The sequence below is a fragment of the Bradyrhizobium sp. WBOS07 genome (genome assembly GCF_024585165.1).
Taxonomy (GTDB): domain Bacteria; phylum Pseudomonadota; class Alphaproteobacteria; order Rhizobiales; family Xanthobacteraceae; genus Bradyrhizobium; species Bradyrhizobium japonicum_B.
Window position 1 is genome coordinate 4,967,114 of record NZ_CP029008.1, and the last position, 19,301, is coordinate 4,986,414.

The 19,301-nt window shown below is 63.3% G+C and carries 17 protein-coding genes; 10 read left to right on the plus strand and 7 right to left on the minus strand.

What is annotated here, in order from left to right; translation table 11 throughout:
- Position 1: 1 nt before the first annotated feature.
- The 5 genes from DCM79_RS23685 to DCM79_RS23705 form a co-directional block, all read right to left on the minus strand.
- Complete coding sequence (locus tag DCM79_RS23685) at positions 2-1,021, minus strand: branched-chain amino acid ABC transporter permease (RefSeq protein WP_257176591.1); 1,020 nt, start codon at positions 1,019-1,021, stop codon at positions 2-4.
- Between the two features lie 2 nt (positions 1,022-1,023).
- Positions 1,024-1,902, minus strand: coding sequence for a branched-chain amino acid ABC transporter permease (locus DCM79_RS23690; RefSeq protein ID WP_257176592.1), 879 nt, complete (start codon positions 1,900-1,902; stop codon positions 1,024-1,026).
- A 13-nt stretch (positions 1,903-1,915) separates the two neighbouring features.
- Positions 1,916-2,629 carry an ABC transporter ATP-binding protein gene (locus DCM79_RS23695; protein ID WP_028138571.1) on the minus strand — a complete coding sequence of 238 codons (714 nt, stop codon included), beginning with the start codon at positions 2,627-2,629 and terminating at the stop codon, positions 1,916-1,918.
- A complete protein-coding gene (locus tag DCM79_RS23700; protein WP_257176593.1) occupies positions 2,626-3,423 on the minus strand; it encodes an ABC transporter ATP-binding protein in 798 nt (265 codons plus the stop codon). Before DCM79_RS23700 ends, DCM79_RS23695 begins: the two co-directional genes overlap by 4 nt.
- 66 nt (positions 3,424-3,489) lie before the next feature.
- Positions 3,490-4,356, minus strand: a complete 867-nt coding sequence (locus tag DCM79_RS23705) for an IclR family transcriptional regulator (RefSeq protein ID WP_257180831.1) — start codon at positions 4,354-4,356, stop codon at positions 3,490-3,492.
- A 131-nt stretch (positions 4,357-4,487) separates the two neighbouring features.
- Here DCM79_RS23705 and DCM79_RS23710 point away from each other — a divergent pair, with 131 nt between their 5' ends.
- From DCM79_RS23710 to DCM79_RS23755, 10 genes are all read left to right on the plus strand, one after another.
- A complete protein-coding gene (locus DCM79_RS23710; RefSeq protein WP_257176594.1) occupies positions 4,488-6,584 on the plus strand; it encodes a 3-hydroxyacyl-CoA dehydrogenase NAD-binding domain-containing protein in 2,097 nt (698 codons plus the stop codon).
- 143 nt (positions 6,585-6,727) lie between these two features.
- Positions 6,728-8,410 carry a dicarboxylate--CoA ligase PimA gene (gene pimA, locus DCM79_RS23715; protein WP_257180832.1) on the plus strand — a complete coding sequence of 561 codons (1,683 nt, stop codon included), beginning with the start codon at positions 6,728-6,730 and terminating at the stop codon, positions 8,408-8,410.
- Positions 8,407-9,594: an acetyl-CoA C-acyltransferase gene (locus tag DCM79_RS23720; RefSeq protein ID WP_257176595.1), complete on the plus strand. Its 1,188-nt coding sequence runs from the start codon at positions 8,407-8,409 to the stop codon at positions 9,592-9,594. Before pimA ends, DCM79_RS23720 begins: the two co-directional genes overlap by 4 nt.
- 170 nt (positions 9,595-9,764) lie before the next feature.
- The gene (gene pimC, locus DCM79_RS23725) at positions 9,765-10,955 is read left to right on the plus strand and encodes a pimeloyl-CoA dehydrogenase large subunit (RefSeq protein ID WP_257176596.1); all 1,191 of its coding nucleotides are present in this window, start codon (positions 9,765-9,767) and stop codon (positions 10,953-10,955) included.
- Between the two features lie 183 nt (positions 10,956-11,138).
- Entirely contained in the window at positions 11,139-12,281 is a 1,143-nt protein-coding gene (gene pimD, locus DCM79_RS23730) for a pimeloyl-CoA dehydrogenase small subunit (RefSeq protein ID WP_257176597.1), read from the plus strand.
- Between the two features lie 156 nt (positions 12,282-12,437).
- Entirely contained in the window at positions 12,438-13,211 is a 774-nt protein-coding gene (locus DCM79_RS23735) for an SDR family NAD(P)-dependent oxidoreductase (RefSeq protein WP_257176598.1), read from the plus strand.
- Positions 13,212-13,285: 74 nt separating this feature from the next.
- Entirely contained in the window at positions 13,286-13,738 is a 453-nt protein-coding gene (locus DCM79_RS23740; RefSeq protein WP_257176599.1) for an endonuclease domain-containing protein, read from the plus strand.
- A gap of 281 nt (positions 13,739-14,019) precedes the next feature.
- Positions 14,020-15,525, plus strand: coding sequence for a glycerol kinase GlpK (gene glpK / locus DCM79_RS23745; RefSeq protein WP_257176600.1), 1,506 nt, complete (start codon positions 14,020-14,022; stop codon positions 15,523-15,525).
- 267 nt (positions 15,526-15,792) lie between these two features.
- Entirely contained in the window at positions 15,793-16,386 is a 594-nt protein-coding gene (locus tag DCM79_RS23750; protein ID WP_257176601.1) for a GNAT family N-acetyltransferase, read from the plus strand.
- Positions 16,387-16,547: 161 nt separating this feature from the next.
- Positions 16,548-17,105, plus strand: coding sequence for a hypothetical protein (locus DCM79_RS23755; protein WP_257176602.1), 558 nt, complete (start codon positions 16,548-16,550; stop codon positions 17,103-17,105).
- Between the two features lie 114 nt (positions 17,106-17,219).
- Here the strand turns inward: DCM79_RS23755 and DCM79_RS23760 are convergent, their stop codons facing one another.
- Both DCM79_RS23760 and DCM79_RS23765 read right to left on the minus strand, forming a co-directional pair.
- Positions 17,220-18,080, minus strand: a complete 861-nt coding sequence (locus DCM79_RS23760) for an SIR2 family protein (protein WP_257176603.1) — start codon at positions 18,078-18,080, stop codon at positions 17,220-17,222.
- Positions 18,077-19,075, minus strand: a complete 999-nt coding sequence (locus tag DCM79_RS23765) for a ParA family protein (protein ID WP_257176604.1) — start codon at positions 19,073-19,075, stop codon at positions 18,077-18,079. The genes DCM79_RS23760 and DCM79_RS23765 overlap by 4 nt, the downstream gene beginning before the upstream one ends.
- Between the last annotated feature and the right edge of the window lie 226 nt (positions 19,076-19,301).

Sequence of the window (19,301 nt, forward strand, 5' to 3'; positions counted from 1 at the left end):
TTCAGTTTCTTCTGAGCTTGCCGGCGAGTTGCTGGCCCAGGATCGCGATCTGCCTTGAACCATGGGGCACGAGATAGATGACCAGGAACAGCAGCACGCCGAACACCGCGCCGGAAAGGCCCTTGGAGATGCTCTCCGCCATGTTCGGCACGAAGATGATGAAGGCCGCTCCGACGAACGAGCCCGGCAGCCAGCCGACGCCCCCGACCACCATGCCGAGGAACAACGAGATCGCCAGCGTGATGGTGTAGCTGTCGGGCGCCACGAACTGCACCGCGATGGCGCCGAGCGAGCCGGCGACGCCGGTGATGCCGGCGGACACGCCGAAGGCCAGCGTCTTGTACAAGGCGACGTTGACACCCATCGAGGAGGCCGCGATCTCGTTGTCGCGGATCGCCATGAAGGCGCGCCCGGAGCGGGAGCGCAGCAGGTTGACCGAGAAGATGTAGATCGCGACCGTCACGGCGAGCGTGAAGTAGTACAGCCACATGTCCTGCGACATCGGCAGGCCGAACGGCGCGTCCGGCTTGGTGACGACGAGGCCCTGCACGCCGCCGGTCCAGTGCTCGAGGAAGTTCAGCTTGAGCAGTTGCGGCATCGCGGTCGCGAGCGCAAAAGTCGCGAGTGCCAGGTAGATGCCCGACAGCCGCAGCGCCGGCTTGCCGAACAGGTAACCGAATCCGAAGCAGATCACGGCGGAAACCGGAATTGTCAGCGCGTAGTTGACGTTGAAGTACTCCATCAGCACCGCCGACGTATAGGCGCCGACCGCGTAGAAAGCGCTCTGGCCGAGCGAGAACTGGCCGGAGCCGCCGGTCAGGATGTTCAGCGCCAGCACCGCGAGCCCGTAGATCAGGAGCATCGTCATCTGGAAGATGATGAAGTTCTTGACGAACATCGGCACGAGCAACAGCGCCGCCAGCACCACCAGCGAGGTGCCGGTGCCCAGCGTCATGGCCCGCTTCGGAACCGCCTCGACCGCCTCGTGGCCTTCGGCGACGACTTCTTCTGCTGCGCTCATGATCAAACTCGCTTGACGATGTGCCGGCCGAACAGGCCAGCGGGTTTGACGACCAGGACGGAGATGATCAGCGCGAGCGCGATCGGGAGCTTCAGCTCATTGCCGACGCCGGGGATGTAGGTGCCGGCGAGATTCTCGAACACGCCGACCAGGAAGCCGCCAACCACGGCGCCGAACGGGCTCGACAGTCCGCCGAGCACCGCGGCGGCGAAGCCGTAGATCAGCACGCCGCCCATCATGTTGGGCTCCAGGAACACCACCGGTGCGATCAGCATGCCGGCGATCGAGCCGATCGCGGTCGCCATGCCCCAGCCGAGCGCGATCATCCAGCTCGTGTTGATGCCGACGAGGCGGGCCGATTCGGGCACCGATGCCGCGGCGCGCATCGCAAGACCGATCCGCGTGTACTGGAAGAAGAAATACAGCGCGAGCAGCAGCGCTATCGTGACGCCGATCATGCCGGCCTGGTGGGTCGAGATCAGCTGGCTGCCGAGGAACGGCGAGGAGCCGAACGGGGTCGGATATTGCTTGATGGTGAAGTCCCAGATCAGGCCGGCCGAGGAGTTGATGATGGCGAACAGCGCGATGAAGCCGGCGACGTTGGTCAGCACCGGCGCTTTGGCGAGCGGCTTGAACAGGATGCGCTCGATCGCGATGCCGGCGACAAAGGAAAATGCCAGCGTGATCACAAAGGCGGCCCAGTAGGACACGCCCCATTGCATCAGCTGCCAGGAGATGAAGGTCGAGAACATCGCCATCTCGCCTTGCGCGAAGTTGAGATGGTCGATGGCCTGGTAGATCATGACCACGGCGAGCGCCATGCAGGCGTAGATCGCGCCGGTGGCGATGCCGGCCAGGACCTGGTTGGTAAACAGTTCCATTGTCCCGGCTCCCTCAGTAACCCAGATAGGATTTGCGGATTTCTTCGTTGTTCGCGATGTCCTTGGCCTTGCCGGACATCACGATGCGGCCGGTCTCGATCACGTAAGCCTGATCGGCGAGCTCGAGCGCGAGCTGGGCGTTCTGCTCGACCACCAGGATCGACACCTTGTCCTCGCGGTTGATCTTGCTGAGGATGCCGAACAGGTCGCGCACCACCAGCGGCGCGAGGCCGAACGACGGCTCGTCCAGCAGCATCAGCCGCGGCCGCAGCATCAGGGCGCGGGCGACCGCGAGCATCTGCTGCTCGCCGCCGGAGAGCGTGCCGGCCTGCTGGGTGTGGCGCTGCTTCAACACCGGGAAATGCGCATACATGCGCTCGATGTCGGAGACGATGCCGGCGCTGTCCTTGCGGGTGATGGCCCCGAGCTGGAGGTTCTCTTCCACGGTCATGTTGGTGAAGGTACCCCGGCCCTGCGGCACGTGGGCGATGCCGAACCGCACGATGCTCTCGGTGGAGCGGTTGTTGAGCGGCTTGCCTTCAAACTCGACTCCGCCGGTGGAGCGCACCATGTTGCAGATCGCGCGCAGCGTGGTGGTCTTGCCGGCGCCGTTGGCGCCCAGCAGCGTCGTCAGCGAGCCCTCGTTGAGCGAGAAGGACAGGCCGTGGAGCGCCTGGACCTGGCCGTAATAAGCGCGCAGGTCCTTGACGTTGAGCAGTGGCGTCATTGGTCCTTGCTCCCGAGATAGGCCTTGATGACGTCGGGGTCGGCCTGCACCTGGGCGGGGGTGCCTTCCGCGAGCTTCTTGCCGAAATTCAGCGCGACGACGTGGTCGGCGATCGACATCACGAGGCCCATGTGGTGCTCGACCAGCAGCACGGTCATGTGGCGCTCGTCGCGGATTTTGCGGATGAGGTCCCCGAGCACGTAGACTTCCTCGTGGTTGAGGCCGCCGGCCGGCTCATCGAGCAGCAGGATCTTCGGATCCGCCGCCAGCGCGCGCGCCAGTTCGACGCGCTTCTGCGTGCCGAACGGCAGGCCGGACACGACGGTATGGGCGACATCCTCGAGGCCGAGGTACGCGAGGATCTCCTGCACCTTCCTGTTGATGCTGGCCTCGCTGCGCCGGACCCAGGCAAGCCTCAAGGAGTCGCTGATGATGTCGCTGGAGGTCTTCGCATGGGCGCCGACGCGGACGTTGTCCATTACCGAGAGATTCGGAAACAGCGCCACGTTCTGGAAGGTACGGCCGATGCCGATCTCGGCGATCCGGTGCGGCGGGCGCGTCAGGATGCTGACGCCCTCCATCAGGATGTCGCCCGACGAGGGCTGATACAGCCGGGACAGGCAGTTGAACAGCGTGGTCTTGCCGGCGCCATTGGGGCCGATCAAGCCGAGGATCTGGCCCTTGTGCATGTCGAATGACACACCGTTGAGCGCGACGATGCCGCCGAACACGACGCTGACGTCGCGAACCGCGAGCAGGGGCGATGTCCCCTGCGCGAGCTGTGCCTGCGTCATCTCGTCTCGCTCACGTCGTTCAGTGAGCGCAGGGGCGATGCGAACCGCTCCCGACGATGACAAAGGCTATCTGATCCCCTCGGCCAAACGAGCAACTTTCCCTCCTGATTTCAGCTTTTTGCTGACGTCTTTTTTTGAATGCGGCATCAGACCCCCGAGTGCCGCTTCGATGTTCCTTACCATCGCCAAGAGACGCGGTCCAATGTCGTTGATCAAACGCTCTTCCGTGAAGCGGAATGCGGGCGCGCCGCAATTGAATGCGTAAGGTCCGGTTCCGTCGTTGAGCTTGAGCGCGACGCCGGCGGCGCCGATGTCGTCGTGCCAGTCGCCGACCGAAATCGCAAAACCGTATTTCGCGACGGTTTCGCCGGAACGTTCCAACCCATCGCGCATCTTCGGCCAGCGGCTGCCGTAATGCTCGCGCAACAGGCGCGACAACTCCGCGCGATCGGCGTCGTCGAGCGCCCAGAAATAGGCGCGGCCCATCGCACTGGTTGCGATCGGCACGCGGGCGCCGACGTCAAGTTGAACGCCGACCGTCTCGCTGCCGCGGCTTTGCCCGAAATAGATCATGCTGTGACGGTCGCGGCCGCCGACCGCGACGGCGCCGCCGGTCGCGCGCATCACCTCCTCGCGGAACGGTTCGGACAAATGCCGAACGCCGAGATTGGCAAGCGCGGCGTAACCGAGCGACATCGCGGCAGGGGTGAGCTGGTACTTCTCGAAGCGGGGAACCGGCGCGAGATAACCCAGCTTGGTCAGCGTATAAGTCAGCCGCGACACCGTCGGCTTCGGCAGATTGGTGCGCGCCGCAATCTCCTGATTGCCCAGAAGGCCGTCATTGGGGTGGAATGCTCGCAATACGTCCAGTCCGCGGGAAAGCGCGACGACGAAATTCCGATCGGTCGCTGTCTTCTTTCCTGTACGCTTCATCCCTGATCTGCTTCTTGCGCGGAGTCGTTGACAAGCCACGTGCTTCAAAATAACCCTGCCGTCAAGATGCGGAATTAAATTCCGCACCGCGAAATCGAACAAAAGTTAATCCCCACCAAGGAGGGAACACCGTGAGCGAAGTGGTCAAGCTTGAGCGTCATGACGAGGTCGGGATCGTCACGGTCAACAGCCCTCCGGTCAACGCGCTGAGCGCCGCGGTCCGCGGTGGCATCCTGGAGTGCATCAAGGCCGCGATCGCCGATCCCGCCATCAAGGGCATCGTGCTGACCTGCGCCGGCCGCACCTTCATCGCGGGCGCCGACATCACCGAGTTCGGCAAGCCGCCGAAGCCGCCCGCCCTCAACGACGTGCTGTCCGAGATCGAGAACTCGCCGAAGCCGGTGGTCGCCGCGATCCATGGCACGGCGCTCGGCGGCGGCCTCGAGGTCGCGCTCGCCTGTCATTTCCGCGTCGCGGTGAAAGAGGCCAAGCTCGGCCTGCCCGAGGTGAAGCTCGGCCTGTTGCCGGGCGCCGGCGGCACCCAGCGCCTGCCGCGCGCGGTCGGTCCCGAACTCGCGGTCAAGATGATCGTCGGCGGCGATCCCATCGGTGCGGCGGAAGCGCTCAAGAACGGCCTGATCGAGGAGATCGTCGAGGGGCCGGCATCGGGCGGCGAAGCCTTCGTGCGCAAGCTCATCGCGGAGAAGCGTCCGCTGCGGCGTCTGCGCGACGACGATTCCAAGATCGCGGCCGCCAAGGCCGACCGCTCGATCTTCACCAACGCGGTCGCCGCCATGACCAAGAAGTCGCGCGGTCTGGAGGCGCCGTTCGCCGCCGCCGACGCGGTCGGCTACGCCATCGACCTGCCCTTCGACGAGGGTCTCAAGAAAGAGCGCGAGGGCTTCCTGAAGCTCGTCGCCAGCGACCAGTCCAAGGCGCAGCGCTACGCCTTCTTCGCTGAGCGCGAAGCCGCCAAGATCGCGGGCGTCCCCGAAGGCACCAAATCGCGCCCCGTGAACCGCGTCGCCATCCTCGGCGCCGGCACCATGGGCGGCGGCATCGCGATGTCCTTTGCCAATGCCGGCATCCCCGTCACCCTGATCGAGACCGGCGAGGAGCAGCTCAAGCGCGGCATGGGCATCATGCAGAAGAACTGGGAAGCGACCGCAGCGCGCGGCGGCATTCCGGCCGATGCGCCCGCCAAGCGCATGGCGCTGATCAACGGCGTCGTCGGCATCGAGAATGTCGGCGACGCCGACCTCGTCATCGAAGCCGTGTTCGAGACCATGGCGGTGAAGAAGGAAGTGTTCGGCAAGCTCGATCAGTACGCCAAGCAGGGCGCCGTGCTCGCCTCCAACACGTCCTACCTCAACATCGACGAGATCGCGAAGTCGACCAAGCGTCCGCAGGATGTGCTCGGCATGCACTTCTTCTCGCCGGCCAACGTCATGAAGCTGTGCGAGATCGTGCGCGCCGACAAGACCGCGCCGGACGCCCTCGTGACGGCCGTCAATATCGCGCGCAAGATCGCAAAGGTGCCGGCCGTGGTCGGCGTCTGCGATGGCTTCGTCGGCAACCGCATGCTGGCCCAGCGCGGCAAGCAGTCGGAGAAGCTCTTGTTCGAGGGCGCCTTGCCGCAGCAGGTCGATGCCGTCGTGACCAAGTTCGGCATGCCGATGGGACCGTTCGCGATGGGCGACCTTGCCGGCCTCGACATCGGCTGGCGCTCGCGCAAGGACCGCGGCATCAAGTCGGAGATCGCGGATGCGCTGTGCGAAGCCGGCCGCTTCGGCCAGAAGACGGGCAAGGGCTACTACAAGTACGAAGCCGGCTCCCGCGCGCCGCTGCCCGACCCCGAGGTCGAGAAGCTGATCGACGAGACGCTTGCCCGCCTCGGCCGCAAGAAGCGCGTCGTCAGCGACGAGGAGATCCTCGAGCGCATGATGTATCCGATGATCAACGAGGGCGCGAAGATCCTGGAAGAGGGCATCGCGGCTCGTCCCTCCGACATCGACGTGGTCTGGCTCTACGGCTATGGCTGGCCGATCTACCGCGGCGGCCCGATGTTCTGGGCCGACAGCGTCGGCCTCAAGCATATCGCCGATCGGCTCTCCTTCTATGCCAAGGAGACCGACGATCCGAGCCTCGAGCCCGCGCCGCTGTTGAAGAAGCTCGCGGCGGAAGGCAAGACCTTTGCTTCGCTCGCGGCGGCGTCGAAGGCGGCGTGATGGGGGCTCGCACTCGGCGTCATTCCGGGATGGCCCGCAGGGCCAGGCCCGGAATCCATTTCGCCTTTGAGTGCGCTGCCCGATGGATTCCGGGTTCGATGCTTCGCATCGCCCCGGAATGACGACCGAGTGTGATGCAGACAATGACCCATCCCGGCGAACAGTTTTACCCTGAGGGCGTGCATTGGGACGATCCCATCGTCCAGGGCACGTTGCCCGACCTGCTGTCGAAGGCCGCCGCCGATTACGGTCCGCGCACCGCGCTGGAATTCCGCGATCGCGCCATCACCTATACCGAGCTCGCTGCGTTGGCCGAGCGCGCCGCCGCGGCGTTTCTGCGCGCCGGCTGCGGTAAGGGCACGTCGATTGCGCTGTTCCTCGGCAATTCGCCCGACCATCCCGTTAATTTCTTCGGCGCGCTGAAGGCGGGCGCTCGTGTCGCGCACCTCTCGCCGCTCGATGGCGAGATCGCGCTGACGCACAAGGTGTCGGATTCCGGCGCGCGTCTGCTCGTCACCTCGAACCTCCAGGCCTTGTTGCCGACCGCGCTCAAATTCCTGGACAAGGGACTGATCGACCGCCTCGTCGTCTGCGAGGACGACACCTGGGGCAAGGTCGGCACGCCGCAGGCGGCGATCCCCGACGATCCCCGCATCGTTACCTTCAAGGCCTTCGTCGCGGGCGCCACTGCGCCGGCGCAATGGCCGGTCGTGACGGCCGATGACGTCGCGCTGCTGCAATATACCGGCGGCACCACCGGCCTGCCCAAGGGCGCCATGCTGACCCACGGCAACCTCACCTCCGCGGTGTCGATCTACGATGTCTGGGGCAAGCCGGGACGCGCCACGCGCGGCGACGTGATCGAGCGTGTGATCTGCGTGCTGCCGCTGTTCCATATCTACGCGCTCACCGTGGTGCTGTTGTCCTCGCTCAGCCGCGGCAACCTGATCTCACTGCATCAGCGCTTCGACGTCGAAGCCGTGATGCGCGACATCGAGGTCAAGCGCGCGACCTACTTTCCGGGCGTGCCGACGATGTGGATCGCGATCGCGGCGCTTCCCGACCTCGACAAGCGCGACTTCTCCTCGCTCGTCACCATCGGCTCCGGCGGCGCGCCGCTGCCGGTAGAGATCGCGAGCTTCTTCGAGCGCAAGGTCGGCAAGAAGCTGAAGAGCGGCTGGGGCATGACCGAGACCTGCTCGCCCGGCACCGGCCATCCGCCCACGGGGCCGGAGAAGCCCGGCTCGATCGGCCTGATGCTGCCCGGCATCGAGCTCGACGTCGTCGCGCTGGACGATCCTAGGCGCGTGCTTCCGCCCGGCGAGGTCGGCGAGATCCGCATCAAGGGCCCGAACGTCACCAAGGGCTATTGGAATAGGCCGGACGGATCCACCGACGCCTTCGTCGACGGCCGCTTCCTCACCGGCGACATCGGCTATGTCGACGCCGACGGCTATTTCTTCCTGGTCGACCGCAAGAAGGACATGATCATCTCCGGCGGCTTCAACGTCTATCCGCAGATGATCGAGCAGGCGATCTACACCGTTCCAGGCGTGCACGAGGTGATCGTGCTCGGCATTCCCGACCCCTATCGGGGCGAAGCGGCCAAGGCCTTCATCAAGCTGAAGCCGGGCGCAAAGCCGTTCTCGCTCGACGAGCTGCGCACCCAGCTGGCGGGCAAGCTCGGCAAGCACGAAGTGCCGGCCGCGGTCGAGTTCGTCGACGATCTGCCGCGCACGCCGGTCGGAAAATTGTCGCGCCACGAATTGCGCCAGCAGCAGAAACCGTCACAATCCGTTCAACAAGCATCAGGAGGTCGTTCTTGACCGACGCCGTCATCGTTTCCACCGCCCGCACCCCGATCGGCAAGGCCTATCGCGGCGCGCTCAACGCCACCGAGGGCGCCACCCTGCTCGGCCACGCCATTGGCGAAGCCGTCGCGCGCGCCAAGGTCGATCCCAAGGAGATCGAGGACGTCGTGATGGGCGCCGCGCTGCAGCAGGGCGCGACCGGCGGCAACATCGCGCGCAAGGCGCTGCTGCGCGCCGGCCTTCCCGTCACCGTCGCAGGCACCACCATAGACCGGCAATGCGCCTCGGGCCTGCAGGCGATCGCGCTCGCCGCGCGCTCGGTGATCTACGACGGCGTCGAGATCGCGGTCGGCGGCGGCGGCGAGTCGATCAGCTTGGTGCAGAACGACAAGATGAACGGCTTCCACGCCCAGGATCCGGCGCTGCTCAAGATCAAGGGCGAGGTCTACATGCCCATGATCGACACGGCGGAGGTCGTCGCCAAGCGCTACGGCATCTCGCGCGAGAAGCAGGACGAGTATTCGCTGGAGAGCCAGCGCCGCACCGCGGCGGCCCAGCAGGGCGGCAAGTTCAAGGAGGAGATCGCGCCGATCACGACGCAGATGGCGGTCACCGACAAGGCGACCGGCGCGGTCACGATGAAGGACGTCACGCTGTCGCAGGACGAAGGCCCGCGTCCGGAGACCACGATCGAAGGCCTCGCCGGCCTCAAGCCCGTGCGCGGCGACGGCTTCAGCATCACCGCCGGCAACGCCAGCCAGCTCTCCGACGGCGCCAGCGCCTGCGTGATCATGACCGACAAGGAAGCATCCAAGCGCGGCCTCAAGCCGCTCGGCATCTTCCGCGGCTTCGTCTCGGCCGGCTGCGAGCCGGACGAGATGGGCATCGGCCCGGTCTTCGCGGTGCCGCGGCTGCTCAAGCGCCACGGCCTCACCGTCGACGACATCGGCCTGTGGGAACTCAACGAGGCCTTCGCGGTGCAGGTGCTGTATTGCCGCGACAAGCTCGGCATCGACCCCGATAAGATCAACGTCGACGGCGGCGCGATCGCGGTCGGCCATCCCTACGGCATGTCGGGCGCGCGCCTGACCGGCCACGCCCTGATCGAAGGCCGTCGCCGCAAGGCCAAATACGCGGTCGTCACCATGTGCGTCGGCGGCGGCATGGGCGCGGCGGGTCTGTTCGAGGTGCTGCAGTAAATGTTTCTGTCATTCCGGGGCGCCGCGAAGCGGCGAGCTACGATGCGCAATTGCGCATCTGAGAATCCATAGCCACCAGTCGGGGATATGGATTCCGGGCCGGCGCCTTACGGCGCATCCCGGAATGACGGCGGGTTGAATAGGAAAAAAGTCGCTCACAGGAGGATCCGATGGATCTCGCATTCACGAAAGAAGAGCAGGCGTTTCGCGAGGAAGTACGGCAGTTCTTCCGCGACAACGTGCCGCCGGATACGCGGCGCAAGATGGTCGAGGGCCGTCATCTCTCCAAGGACGAGATGGTAACTTGGTGGCGCATCCTCAACAAGAAGGGCTGGGGCGTCAGCCACTGGCCCAAGCAATATGGCGGCACCGGCTGGACCGCCGTGCAGCATTACATCTTCAACGAGGAGCTTCAGGCCCATCCGGCGCCGCAGCCGCTCGCCTTCGGCGTCAGCATGGTCGGCCCGGTCATCTACACCTTCGGCAACGAGGAGCAGAAGCAGAAATACCTGCCGCGCATCGCCAATGTCGACGATTGGTGGTGCCAGGGCTTCTCCGAGCCCGGCTCCGGCTCGGACCTTGCCTCGCTCAAGACCAAGGCCGAGCGCCGTGGCGACAAGTGGATCATCAACGGCCAGAAGACCTGGACCACGCTGGCCCAGCACGCCGACATGATCTTCTGCCTCTGCCGCACCGACAACAATGCCAAGAAGCAGATGGGCATCTCCTTCATCGTGTTCTCGATGAAGTCCAAGGGCGTCACCGTGCGCCCGATCCAGACCATCGACGGCGGCCATGAAGTCAACGAAGTCTTCTTTGACGACGTCGCGGTGCCGGTCGAGAATTTGATCGGCGAGGAGAACAAGGGCTGGGATTACGCCAAATTCCTGCTCGGCAACGAGCGCACCGGCATCGCCCGTGTCGGCGTCTCCAAGGAGCGGCTCCGCCGCATCCGCGATCTCGCCGGCAAGGTCGAATCCGGCGGCAAGCCGATCATCCAGGACGCCGCGTTCCGCGAGAAGCTCGCGGCCTGCGAGATCGAGCTGAAGGCGCTCGAACTGACGCAGCTGCGCGTCGTCGCCGACGAGGGCAAGCACGGCAAGGGCAAGCCCAATCCGGCGTCCTCGGTGCTGAAGATCAAGGGCTCCGAGATCCAGCAGACCACCACCGAGCTGCTGATGGAAGTGATCGGCCCGTTCGCCGCGCCCTACGACGTGCACGGCGACGACGGCTCGAACGAAGCCATGGACTGGACCGCCCAGATCGCGCCGAGCTACTTCAACAACCGCAAGGTTTCGATCTACGGCGGCTCCAACGAAATCCAGCGCAACATCATCGCCAAGGCGGTGCTGGGGCTGTGATCCCGCTTCCTCTCCGCGGAGGCGGGGAGGGCAATGTTTCCACCGTCATTCCGGGGCGCGACGAAGTCGCGAGCCCGGAATCCATCGGGCCGCATACGCTGAGGCGAAATGGATTCCGGGCCTGGCCCTTCGGGCCATCCCGGAATGACGAAGCGATAATTCCGGGTACGAGGAACCTAAGAAATGGATTTTGATCTGAACGAGGAGCAGCGGCTTCTCAAGGAAAGCATCGACGGCCTCTTGACCGACTCCTACGATTTCGAGCAGCGCAAGAAATACATGGCGGAGAAGGGCGGCTGGAGCAAGACGGTGTGGCTCAAGCTCGCCGAGCAGGGCCTGCTCGGTCTGCCCTTCAGCGAGGCCGAAGGCGGCTTCGGCGGCGGCGGCGTCGAGACCATGATCGTGATGGAAGCGCTCGGCAAGGCGCTGGTGCTCGAGCCCTATCTGGCGACCGTGGTGATCGGCGGCGGCTTCCTGCGCCATGCCGGCACCGATGCGCAGAAGGCCGCGCACGTGCCTTCGATCATCGACGGCAGCAAGACGCTCGCCTTCGCCCAGCTCGAGAAGAACTCGCGCTACGATCTGTTCGACGTCACCACGACCGCGAAGAAGAAGGGCGACAATTGGGTGATCGACGGCGAGAAGTTCGTCGTGCTCAACGGCGAGAACGCCGATACGCTCATCGTCACCGCGCGCACCAAGGGGGAGCGCCGCGACAGGTCCGGCATCGGCGTGTTCCTGGTGCCGGCGAATGCCAAGGGCGTCGCCAGGAAGGGCTATCCGACCCAGGACGGCCTGCACGCCGCCGACATCACCTTCACCGGTGTCGAGGTCGGCGCCGATGCCGTGCTCGGCAATCCCGAGGATTCGCTCGCGCTGATCGAGCGCGTGGTGGACGAGGCCCGCGTCGCGCTCTGCGCCGAGGCGGTCGGGCTGATGGACGAATCGCTCAAGACCACGGTCGAGTACATCAAGACGCGCAAGCAATTCGGCGTCGCGATCGGCTCGTTCCAGTCGCTGCAGCACCGCGCCTCCGACATGTTCGTCGCCGCCGAGCAGGCGCGCTCGATGTCGATGTTCGCCACCATGGCGAACGATTTCGAGAACGCCAAGGAGCGCAGCAACGCGATCGCGGCGGCCAAGGTGCAGATCGGCAAGTCGGCCAAATTCGTCGGCCAGCAATCGATCCAGCTCCACGGCGGCATCGGCATGACCATGGAGGCGAAGATCGGCCACTACTTCAAGCGCCTCACCATGATCGAGAACACCTTCGGCGACACCGACTACCACCAGCGCCGCGTCGCCGACGCGGGCGGGTTGGTCTGACTTGATCTGAACCACGGCGCGACTGTCATCCCCCGCGAAGGCGGGGGATCCAGTACGCCGCGGCTGCTCGGTTCCAGTCGCGCCGTCTCTGGAATACTGGATCGCCCGCTTCGCGGGCGATGACACCGAACAAGCGGAATGAGCGAGGCAACAACAATGAAAAACACCCCGTTCGATCTCACCGGCAAGGTCGCGGTCGTCACCGGCTCCAGCCGCGGCATCGGCCGCTCCTCCGCCGAGCTGCTGGCCAGGCTCGGTGCCAAGGTGGTCGTCTCCTCGCGCAAGGCCGAGGCCTGCAAGGAGGTCGCCGACGGCATCATTGCGGCCGGCGGCGACGCCATCGTCATTCCCTGCAACATCGCGCGCAAGGCCGAGGTCGAGGCGCTGATCTCCGGCGCCACCAAGCATTACGGCAAGATCGACGTCCTGGTCTGCAACGCCGCGGTGAATCCGTATTACGGCCCGCTGCTCGACATCACGGACGAGGCCTTCGACAAGATCATGGGTTCGAACGTCAAGAGCAACATCTGGCTCTCCGCGCTCGCGATCCCTGAGATGGCCGAGCGCGGCAACGGCTCGGTGATCATCATCTCCTCGATCGGCGGCCTGCGCGGCTCCACCGTGATCGGCGCCTACGGCATCTCCAAGGCCGCCGATTTCGCGCTGTGCCGCTCGCTCGCCGGCGAATGGGGCCCGAAAGGCGTCCGCGTCAACTGCATCGCGCCCGGCCTCGTCAAGACCGACTTCGCCCGCGCGCTGTGGGAAGACGAAGCCAACCTCAAGCGCCGCACCGCCACCACGCCGCTGCGCCGCATCGGCGAGCCCGACGAGATCGCCGGCGCCGTCGCCTACCTCGCCTCCGATGCATCGAGCTTCATGACCGGCCAGACCATCGTCATCGACGGCGGCGTGACCACGGCCGCGGTGTAGGTCTTGCACCACGAGAGATTGCATCGACGCTACGCTTCCCTTACCCTCCCCTGGAGGGGGAGGGTCGTTTCGCGTTGCGCGGAGCGCAGCGCGAAGCGGGGTGGGGTGAAGCCACAGCAATGGTCTCAACGTCAATCCGACGCGCCGCCGCAAGGAAGCTGAGAGCGAATACGACGCCTCACGAGCGCATCCTGTGGCGTGCCCTCAAGGAGCTCCCGCTCGAAGGCTCGCACTTCCGCCGGCAGGCGCCGATCGGTCCCTATGTCGTCGACTTCTTCTGCCCCGCCAAACGCCTCATCATCGAGCTCGACGGTGGCCACCACAACGAGGACGACACGGCCAAACGTGATCTCGAACGCCAGCGCTGGCTCGAAAACGAAGGCTATCGCGTTGTCCGGTTCTGGAACTCGGAGATCATGGCCGACCTGACCGCGGTGCTCGAACGCATCTATGTGGAGCTCTTCGGCTCGCGTGAAGCGGAAGCCAAGCACCTTCAGCATCGGCGGAATCGAAAACCGTCAGCCTGAATCGAGCAGCGCTCTTTCTTACTCTCCCCTGGAGGGGGAGGGTCGATCGCGCGTAGCGCGAGCGGGGTGGGGTGATCTCTCCACACGGGCACTGTTCGCTGTCGAGAGACCTTCACCCCACCCCGTCTCACATTTCGCTACCGCTCCATGTGAGCCGACCCTCCCCCTCCAGGGGAGGGTAAGAAGACGCCTGCCGCGGACGCCTTGACCTCTTGCCGGCAATCCCGTTTTCTCTGCCTCAATCAACGCACCCCCCGGGGACAACGCCAGGATCCGCCGCCATGTCTTTCGTCCTCGCCATCGACCAGGGCACCACCTCATCGCGCGCGATCGTGTTTCGCGGCGATATTTCCATTGCCGCCAAGGCGCAGCAGGAGTTTCCGCAGCATTTTCCGGCCTCCGGCTGGGTCGAGCACGAGCCGGAGGATATCTGGACCTCGACCGTGATGGTGTGCCGCGAGGCGATCGCGCAGGCCGGCATCGGCGCAAAGGACATCGCCGCGATCGGTATCACCAACCAGCGCGAGACCACGGTGGTGTGGGACCGCGCGACGGGGCAGGCCGTGCACCGCGCCATCGTCTGGCAGGACCGCCGCACCGCCGACATCTGCGCGAAACTCAAGGCCGATGGCCGCGAGCCGGTGATCTCGCAGAAGACCGGCCTGATCATCGATCCCTATTTCTCCGGCACCAAGGTCGCCTGGATCCTCGACCACGTCCCCGGCGCCCGCGCCCGCGCGGCGCGCGGCGAATTGATGTTCGGCACCGTCGATTGCTACCTGCTCTGGCGCCTCACCGGCGGCAAGGTGCACGCCACCGATGCCACCAACGCCTCGCGCACGCTGCTGTTCAACATCCACACCGGCCAGTGGGACGACGAGCTCTTGGAGATCATCGGCGTGCCGCGCTCGATGCTGCCCGAGGTGAAGGATTCCTCCGCCCGCTTCGGCGAGAGCACGCCCGATCTGTTCGGCGGCGCGATCGCGATCTCCGGCATCGCCGGCGACCAGCAGGCCGCCACCATCGGCCAAGCCTGCTTCCGCCCGGGCATGATGAAGTCCACCTACGGCACCGGCTGCTTTGCTCTGCTGAACACCGGCACCACGCCCGTCGTCTCAAAGAACAAGTTGCTCACCACCGTCGCCTATCAGCTCGACGGCAAACGCACCTACGCGCTCGAGGGCTCGATCTTCGTCGCCGGCAGCGCGGTGCAATGGCTGCGCGACGGCCTCGGCATCATCAAGCACGCCGCCGAAACCGGCCCGCTCGCCGACCAGTCCGACTCCATGCAGAGCGTCTATCTCGTCCCCGCCTTCGTCGGCATGGGCGCGCCCTATTGGAATCCGCGGGTGCGCGGCGCGCTGTTCGGCCTCACCCGCAACACCGGCCCGGCCGAGCTCGCCCACGCCGCGCTGGAGAGCGTCTGCTACCAGACCTTCGACCTCTGGGCCGCGATGCGCGCGGACTGGCCGAGTTCGGAAACCGCCAGCGTCGTGCTCCGCGTCGACGGCGGCATGACCGCCTCCGACTGGACCATGCAGCGCCTCGCCGATCTCCTCGATGCCCCGGTCGACCGCCCCGTGATCCAGGAGACCACGGCGCTGGGCGCCGCCTACCTCGCCGGCCTCAACGCCGGCGTCTATCCCGAGCCGACCAAGTTCGCGGACAATTGGCGATTGGAGCACCGCTTCAAGCCGAACATGAGCCAGGCGACAAGAGAGCGGAAGCTCGCAGGCTGGGCGAGGGCAGTGAAGGGCGTGCTCGCGAGCGACGAGGGGGAGGGGTAGGCGCAGGCTACCGAGACTATCTTGCTGCGGTCGACGTGAACGAGACGCATCCCCAAGCAGGCTGTCGTCCCCGGCGAACGCCGGGACCCATACCGCGTGATCTATCGAGCGCGAACGATGGCAGTACTGAACGACGGGTCTTCGCAAAACTGCGCCCTGTGGTTATGGATCCCGGATCTGCGCGCGCTTGAGGCGCGCTTGTCCGGGATGACATAGGAGTATGAAGCGCCGCTCGGAACCCCTCGCGATGAAGCAGAGTAGCGAACCATGATCCTCCCCGACGGCTATTCCGACGTCCCCGCCGGCAAGATCGCCGCCGTCGTCACCCATCTGGAGATGACCGCACCTCCCGCACGCCGCGACGATCCGCCCGGCACGTGGACCCTGCGCAAGGTCGATTCCCCCGCGCTTCCTTGGTACCGCGACATCTTCCGCCGCGTCGGTGAGGACTGGCTGTGGTTCTCGCGCGCCCGCATGACCGACGCTGAGCTCGCCGCAATCATCCAAGCGCCTGATGTTGAAATCTACGCCCTGGTCGCAGACGACCGCGACGAAGGCCTGCTCGAGCTCGACTTCCGCGACCCCGGCCAGTGCGAGCTGGCCTATTTCGGCGTCACGTCTGGCTTGATCGGCACCGGCGCCGCCCGCTTCCTGATGAACCGCGCGCTCGAGCGCGCCTGGTCACGCGACATCAGCCGCGTCTGGGTCCACACCTGTACCCTCGACCATCCCTCCGCCGTCGCCTTCTACCAGCGCTCCGGCTTCCGCGCGTTCCGCCGCCAAATCGAGATCGCCGACGATCCGAGGCTTGACGGCACGGCGCCGCGCGGCGCAGCGAAACATGTGCCGGTCATTGATTAGAGCGGGCGGATGAGCGTGGTCCGAATTGGCGAGGTGATATCCAGGATCGCTTCAACTCACACGATTGAAGAATGGCAGATATGCTCCAAACATAAAGCCGCGGATTCTTCCTGAAGATCAATGTCATCCAACGGAAATTTCAGATAGGGAGGTTGATGTCGATGAAGGCAATTGACACGCTGGTGATGGTTCTCGCTGATCAGAATGGTGGAAAAAGCAATCAGATCAGGTCAATCTTTGAAGAGGCTGAACTCCATGGCGCATATAAAGGTTATCCGAAGTCGCGAAGGATTGCGCGGACCTACAACGTCCATCCAGATGTTGATCTGTTTCTACGTTTGTCGTCGTGGCATGAGATGGGCGAGACCTATGCCGATGTAAAGCGTGACATCAAGAATGGGTGGTCTGATGAGCGGCGCAGATACAAGGTGCTGGTTCCAGCGCAGATCTCAGCGACAACGCGGCTTATTGGAGGCGAGGATCTATTCATTCGTCTCTTGTCGGACTTCGAAATCAGACGAAGTTTTGCTGTTTGGCTGAGCCCTAATCGAGCGGGCAACCACACGTTTGCCATCAGCAAGAGGTTGGCGAGATTCATGGCTCGGCGCCGATACGTGAGCGCACTATCGATTGACAGTGCCGCTGCACATCCGAGCGCTTCTCCGGTCACGAACTCGGTAAATTCACGATTGCTCTGTGATTTGCTATTTAGAATTTAGCCTTGTGGCTGAAGTTGATCGCGGTGCATACTGGAGGCGATTACTCGCGCTCCATTCTGCAGTCCGCAATGTACGGCGAGGAGGAGTAGAGAATCCCAAAGTTTTGCTAAAACGTCACCAATCCATCGTTCTCGTCAAATCCGCTCGCCTATCTCCAACCAATCTGACTAGTTCAGTCAAAGAGCTCACCAGCTCGGCGTGATTGTGTCTCGATGAATAGGGCAGCGTCTTTATATTTCTCGTCTTTCTTATTGTCGCGATCATGTCAGGGTGAAAGTTGTCTCCTGAAGTCATGTAGTGCGGCAATCCAGATGAGAATTCAGCAGCGCTATCTTCGAAGAGTAGTTGAAAATCGGGATCATCGAGGCCTGCGCCGATTATTAGCACCGTGTTGGTGTTGATCAAGGCATCGAGAAGAGAGTAGAATCCAGCATACCTAGTTCGCGCTTGAGCATAATCACTCCGGGTGAAGATCATTTTCGCCGGTTCATGGATGGATCCATGAACTTTTAATACAAGCCGATCGTTACGACGGATGCCGTCGATAATATCAGCGTCATCATAGTTCTTTACCAAGATCGTCTGTTGGGATTCTGCTACAGCGTAGCCGTCGTAAATCAGGTCAAAGTTAGGAGTCAAAACAATGCGGCAGTCGAGTTGGTAGAGCAATTTGTGAACGTCAGCAGTTTGGAATTTCGGCTCGACAAATGACTGGCGAAGTAAAGGTACCCACCCATCGTCAATATGCTTCTTCAGCCACTCGCAGGCGTCGAGATACTGGCCTCTCTGAATAGCCTTCTTAATATGTTTCGGCTTGGGGTTGCACCGGTCGAGGGCTGTCTCTAAGAAACCTCGCCAAGTTGGAGGGCGAGACCCACCTTGCCCTGTCGAATGCCTTGAAATTCCGGAGCCAATCATCAAGACGGCGCGCCGTCTTGCGATATCAGTTACCAGTTGATCCGGCCATTGAATCATCCGAGGCTCTTCAAGTTTGCCTCGAAGCGGTCAGAGATGTCCTCAAAGAGCTCGTATGATTCTTTTACTTTCGAAAAATGCGCGCCTCGAACGCCATCGCTCGAGCGGAGAGCAAAGATAGGGCGCCTTGCAAATTGTGCCATCGGAATGAGGCTGTACAGGTTCGGAATCGTTCCGAGTTGATATCGTACCTTTGAATTCTCGGGTTGGAGCTTGTCGACGAAGTTCGTCTTTATTATTGGGGCAACCTTTTTCATTATCCGTTCATAGGCTTTAACTGCAACCAGGCCGCCTATTCCGTCGGTTCTAGCCTTGTATTGCTGCGTGACGTAGCCAGCAAATCTAATTCCCATCTCTTGTGAGATGCCGTCGGGTAAAGCGTCCTTATCCTGCAGATTTTCTAAAGCAGTCGAGAGTTGCTTCTTCCAAGTTTCGATAGAGATTCGGATATTCTCGACGGCCTTAAGGCTGAAAATATCGATCGTCATGGGGCTTACAAAGTAGTCGCAGGCCAAGAGAACGGATCTATTGATCGATCCCAGGGAGGGCCCAACATCGAAGAAGACGTAGTCGTATTCAGCGCATCTTGTGAGTAACTCGGAAAATAGGTAGCTCGTTCTGAGGCCGCGGCCGTCTCCACCAAGGCCGCTACTCCAATCTCGCGCGAGCAAGTCCTCTTTGAGAGAAAGTCGAGGGTCGCCAATCAGTATGTCAAACCCGAAGTCCTTGCGATTTCTCGTGCTAACTTGCTCGTTGTAGCCTTTGCCAAGGGAGAGAGGGTGAATAACGCTATAGATCGTAAAAACGTCGCTGCGTTCGTACAGGTTTTCAGTTTCAATGTCGTTGAATGTTAGCTGTGTTGCATTGCATTGAGGATCTGCATCGATGACCAATACTTTCCTGCCCTTCTCCAAGGCTAGAAACGCAGCAAGATTGCAAAGGAGCGTGGTCTTCCCGACGCCTCCTTTATTATTGAAAATCGCTATCGATTTCATTGCTTCGTGAGCCCCTCGTCCTGGGAGGCGAAAATGCTAACTTATCGGATAGCCGGTTGATAGACGCTGGTGCCGCACCCTCAACAAGTAAGTTCGCGAGCGGGTATGCGGTCTTAAACCTCGAAATACCTCATGCTTCCCCGGCCCCAGCCAGAACCCCGCTGCATCGCGTTAGACTACGTCGGCCCGTCTGCTCCGGCCGGAAGGTAGATCGCGCGCTGCCACA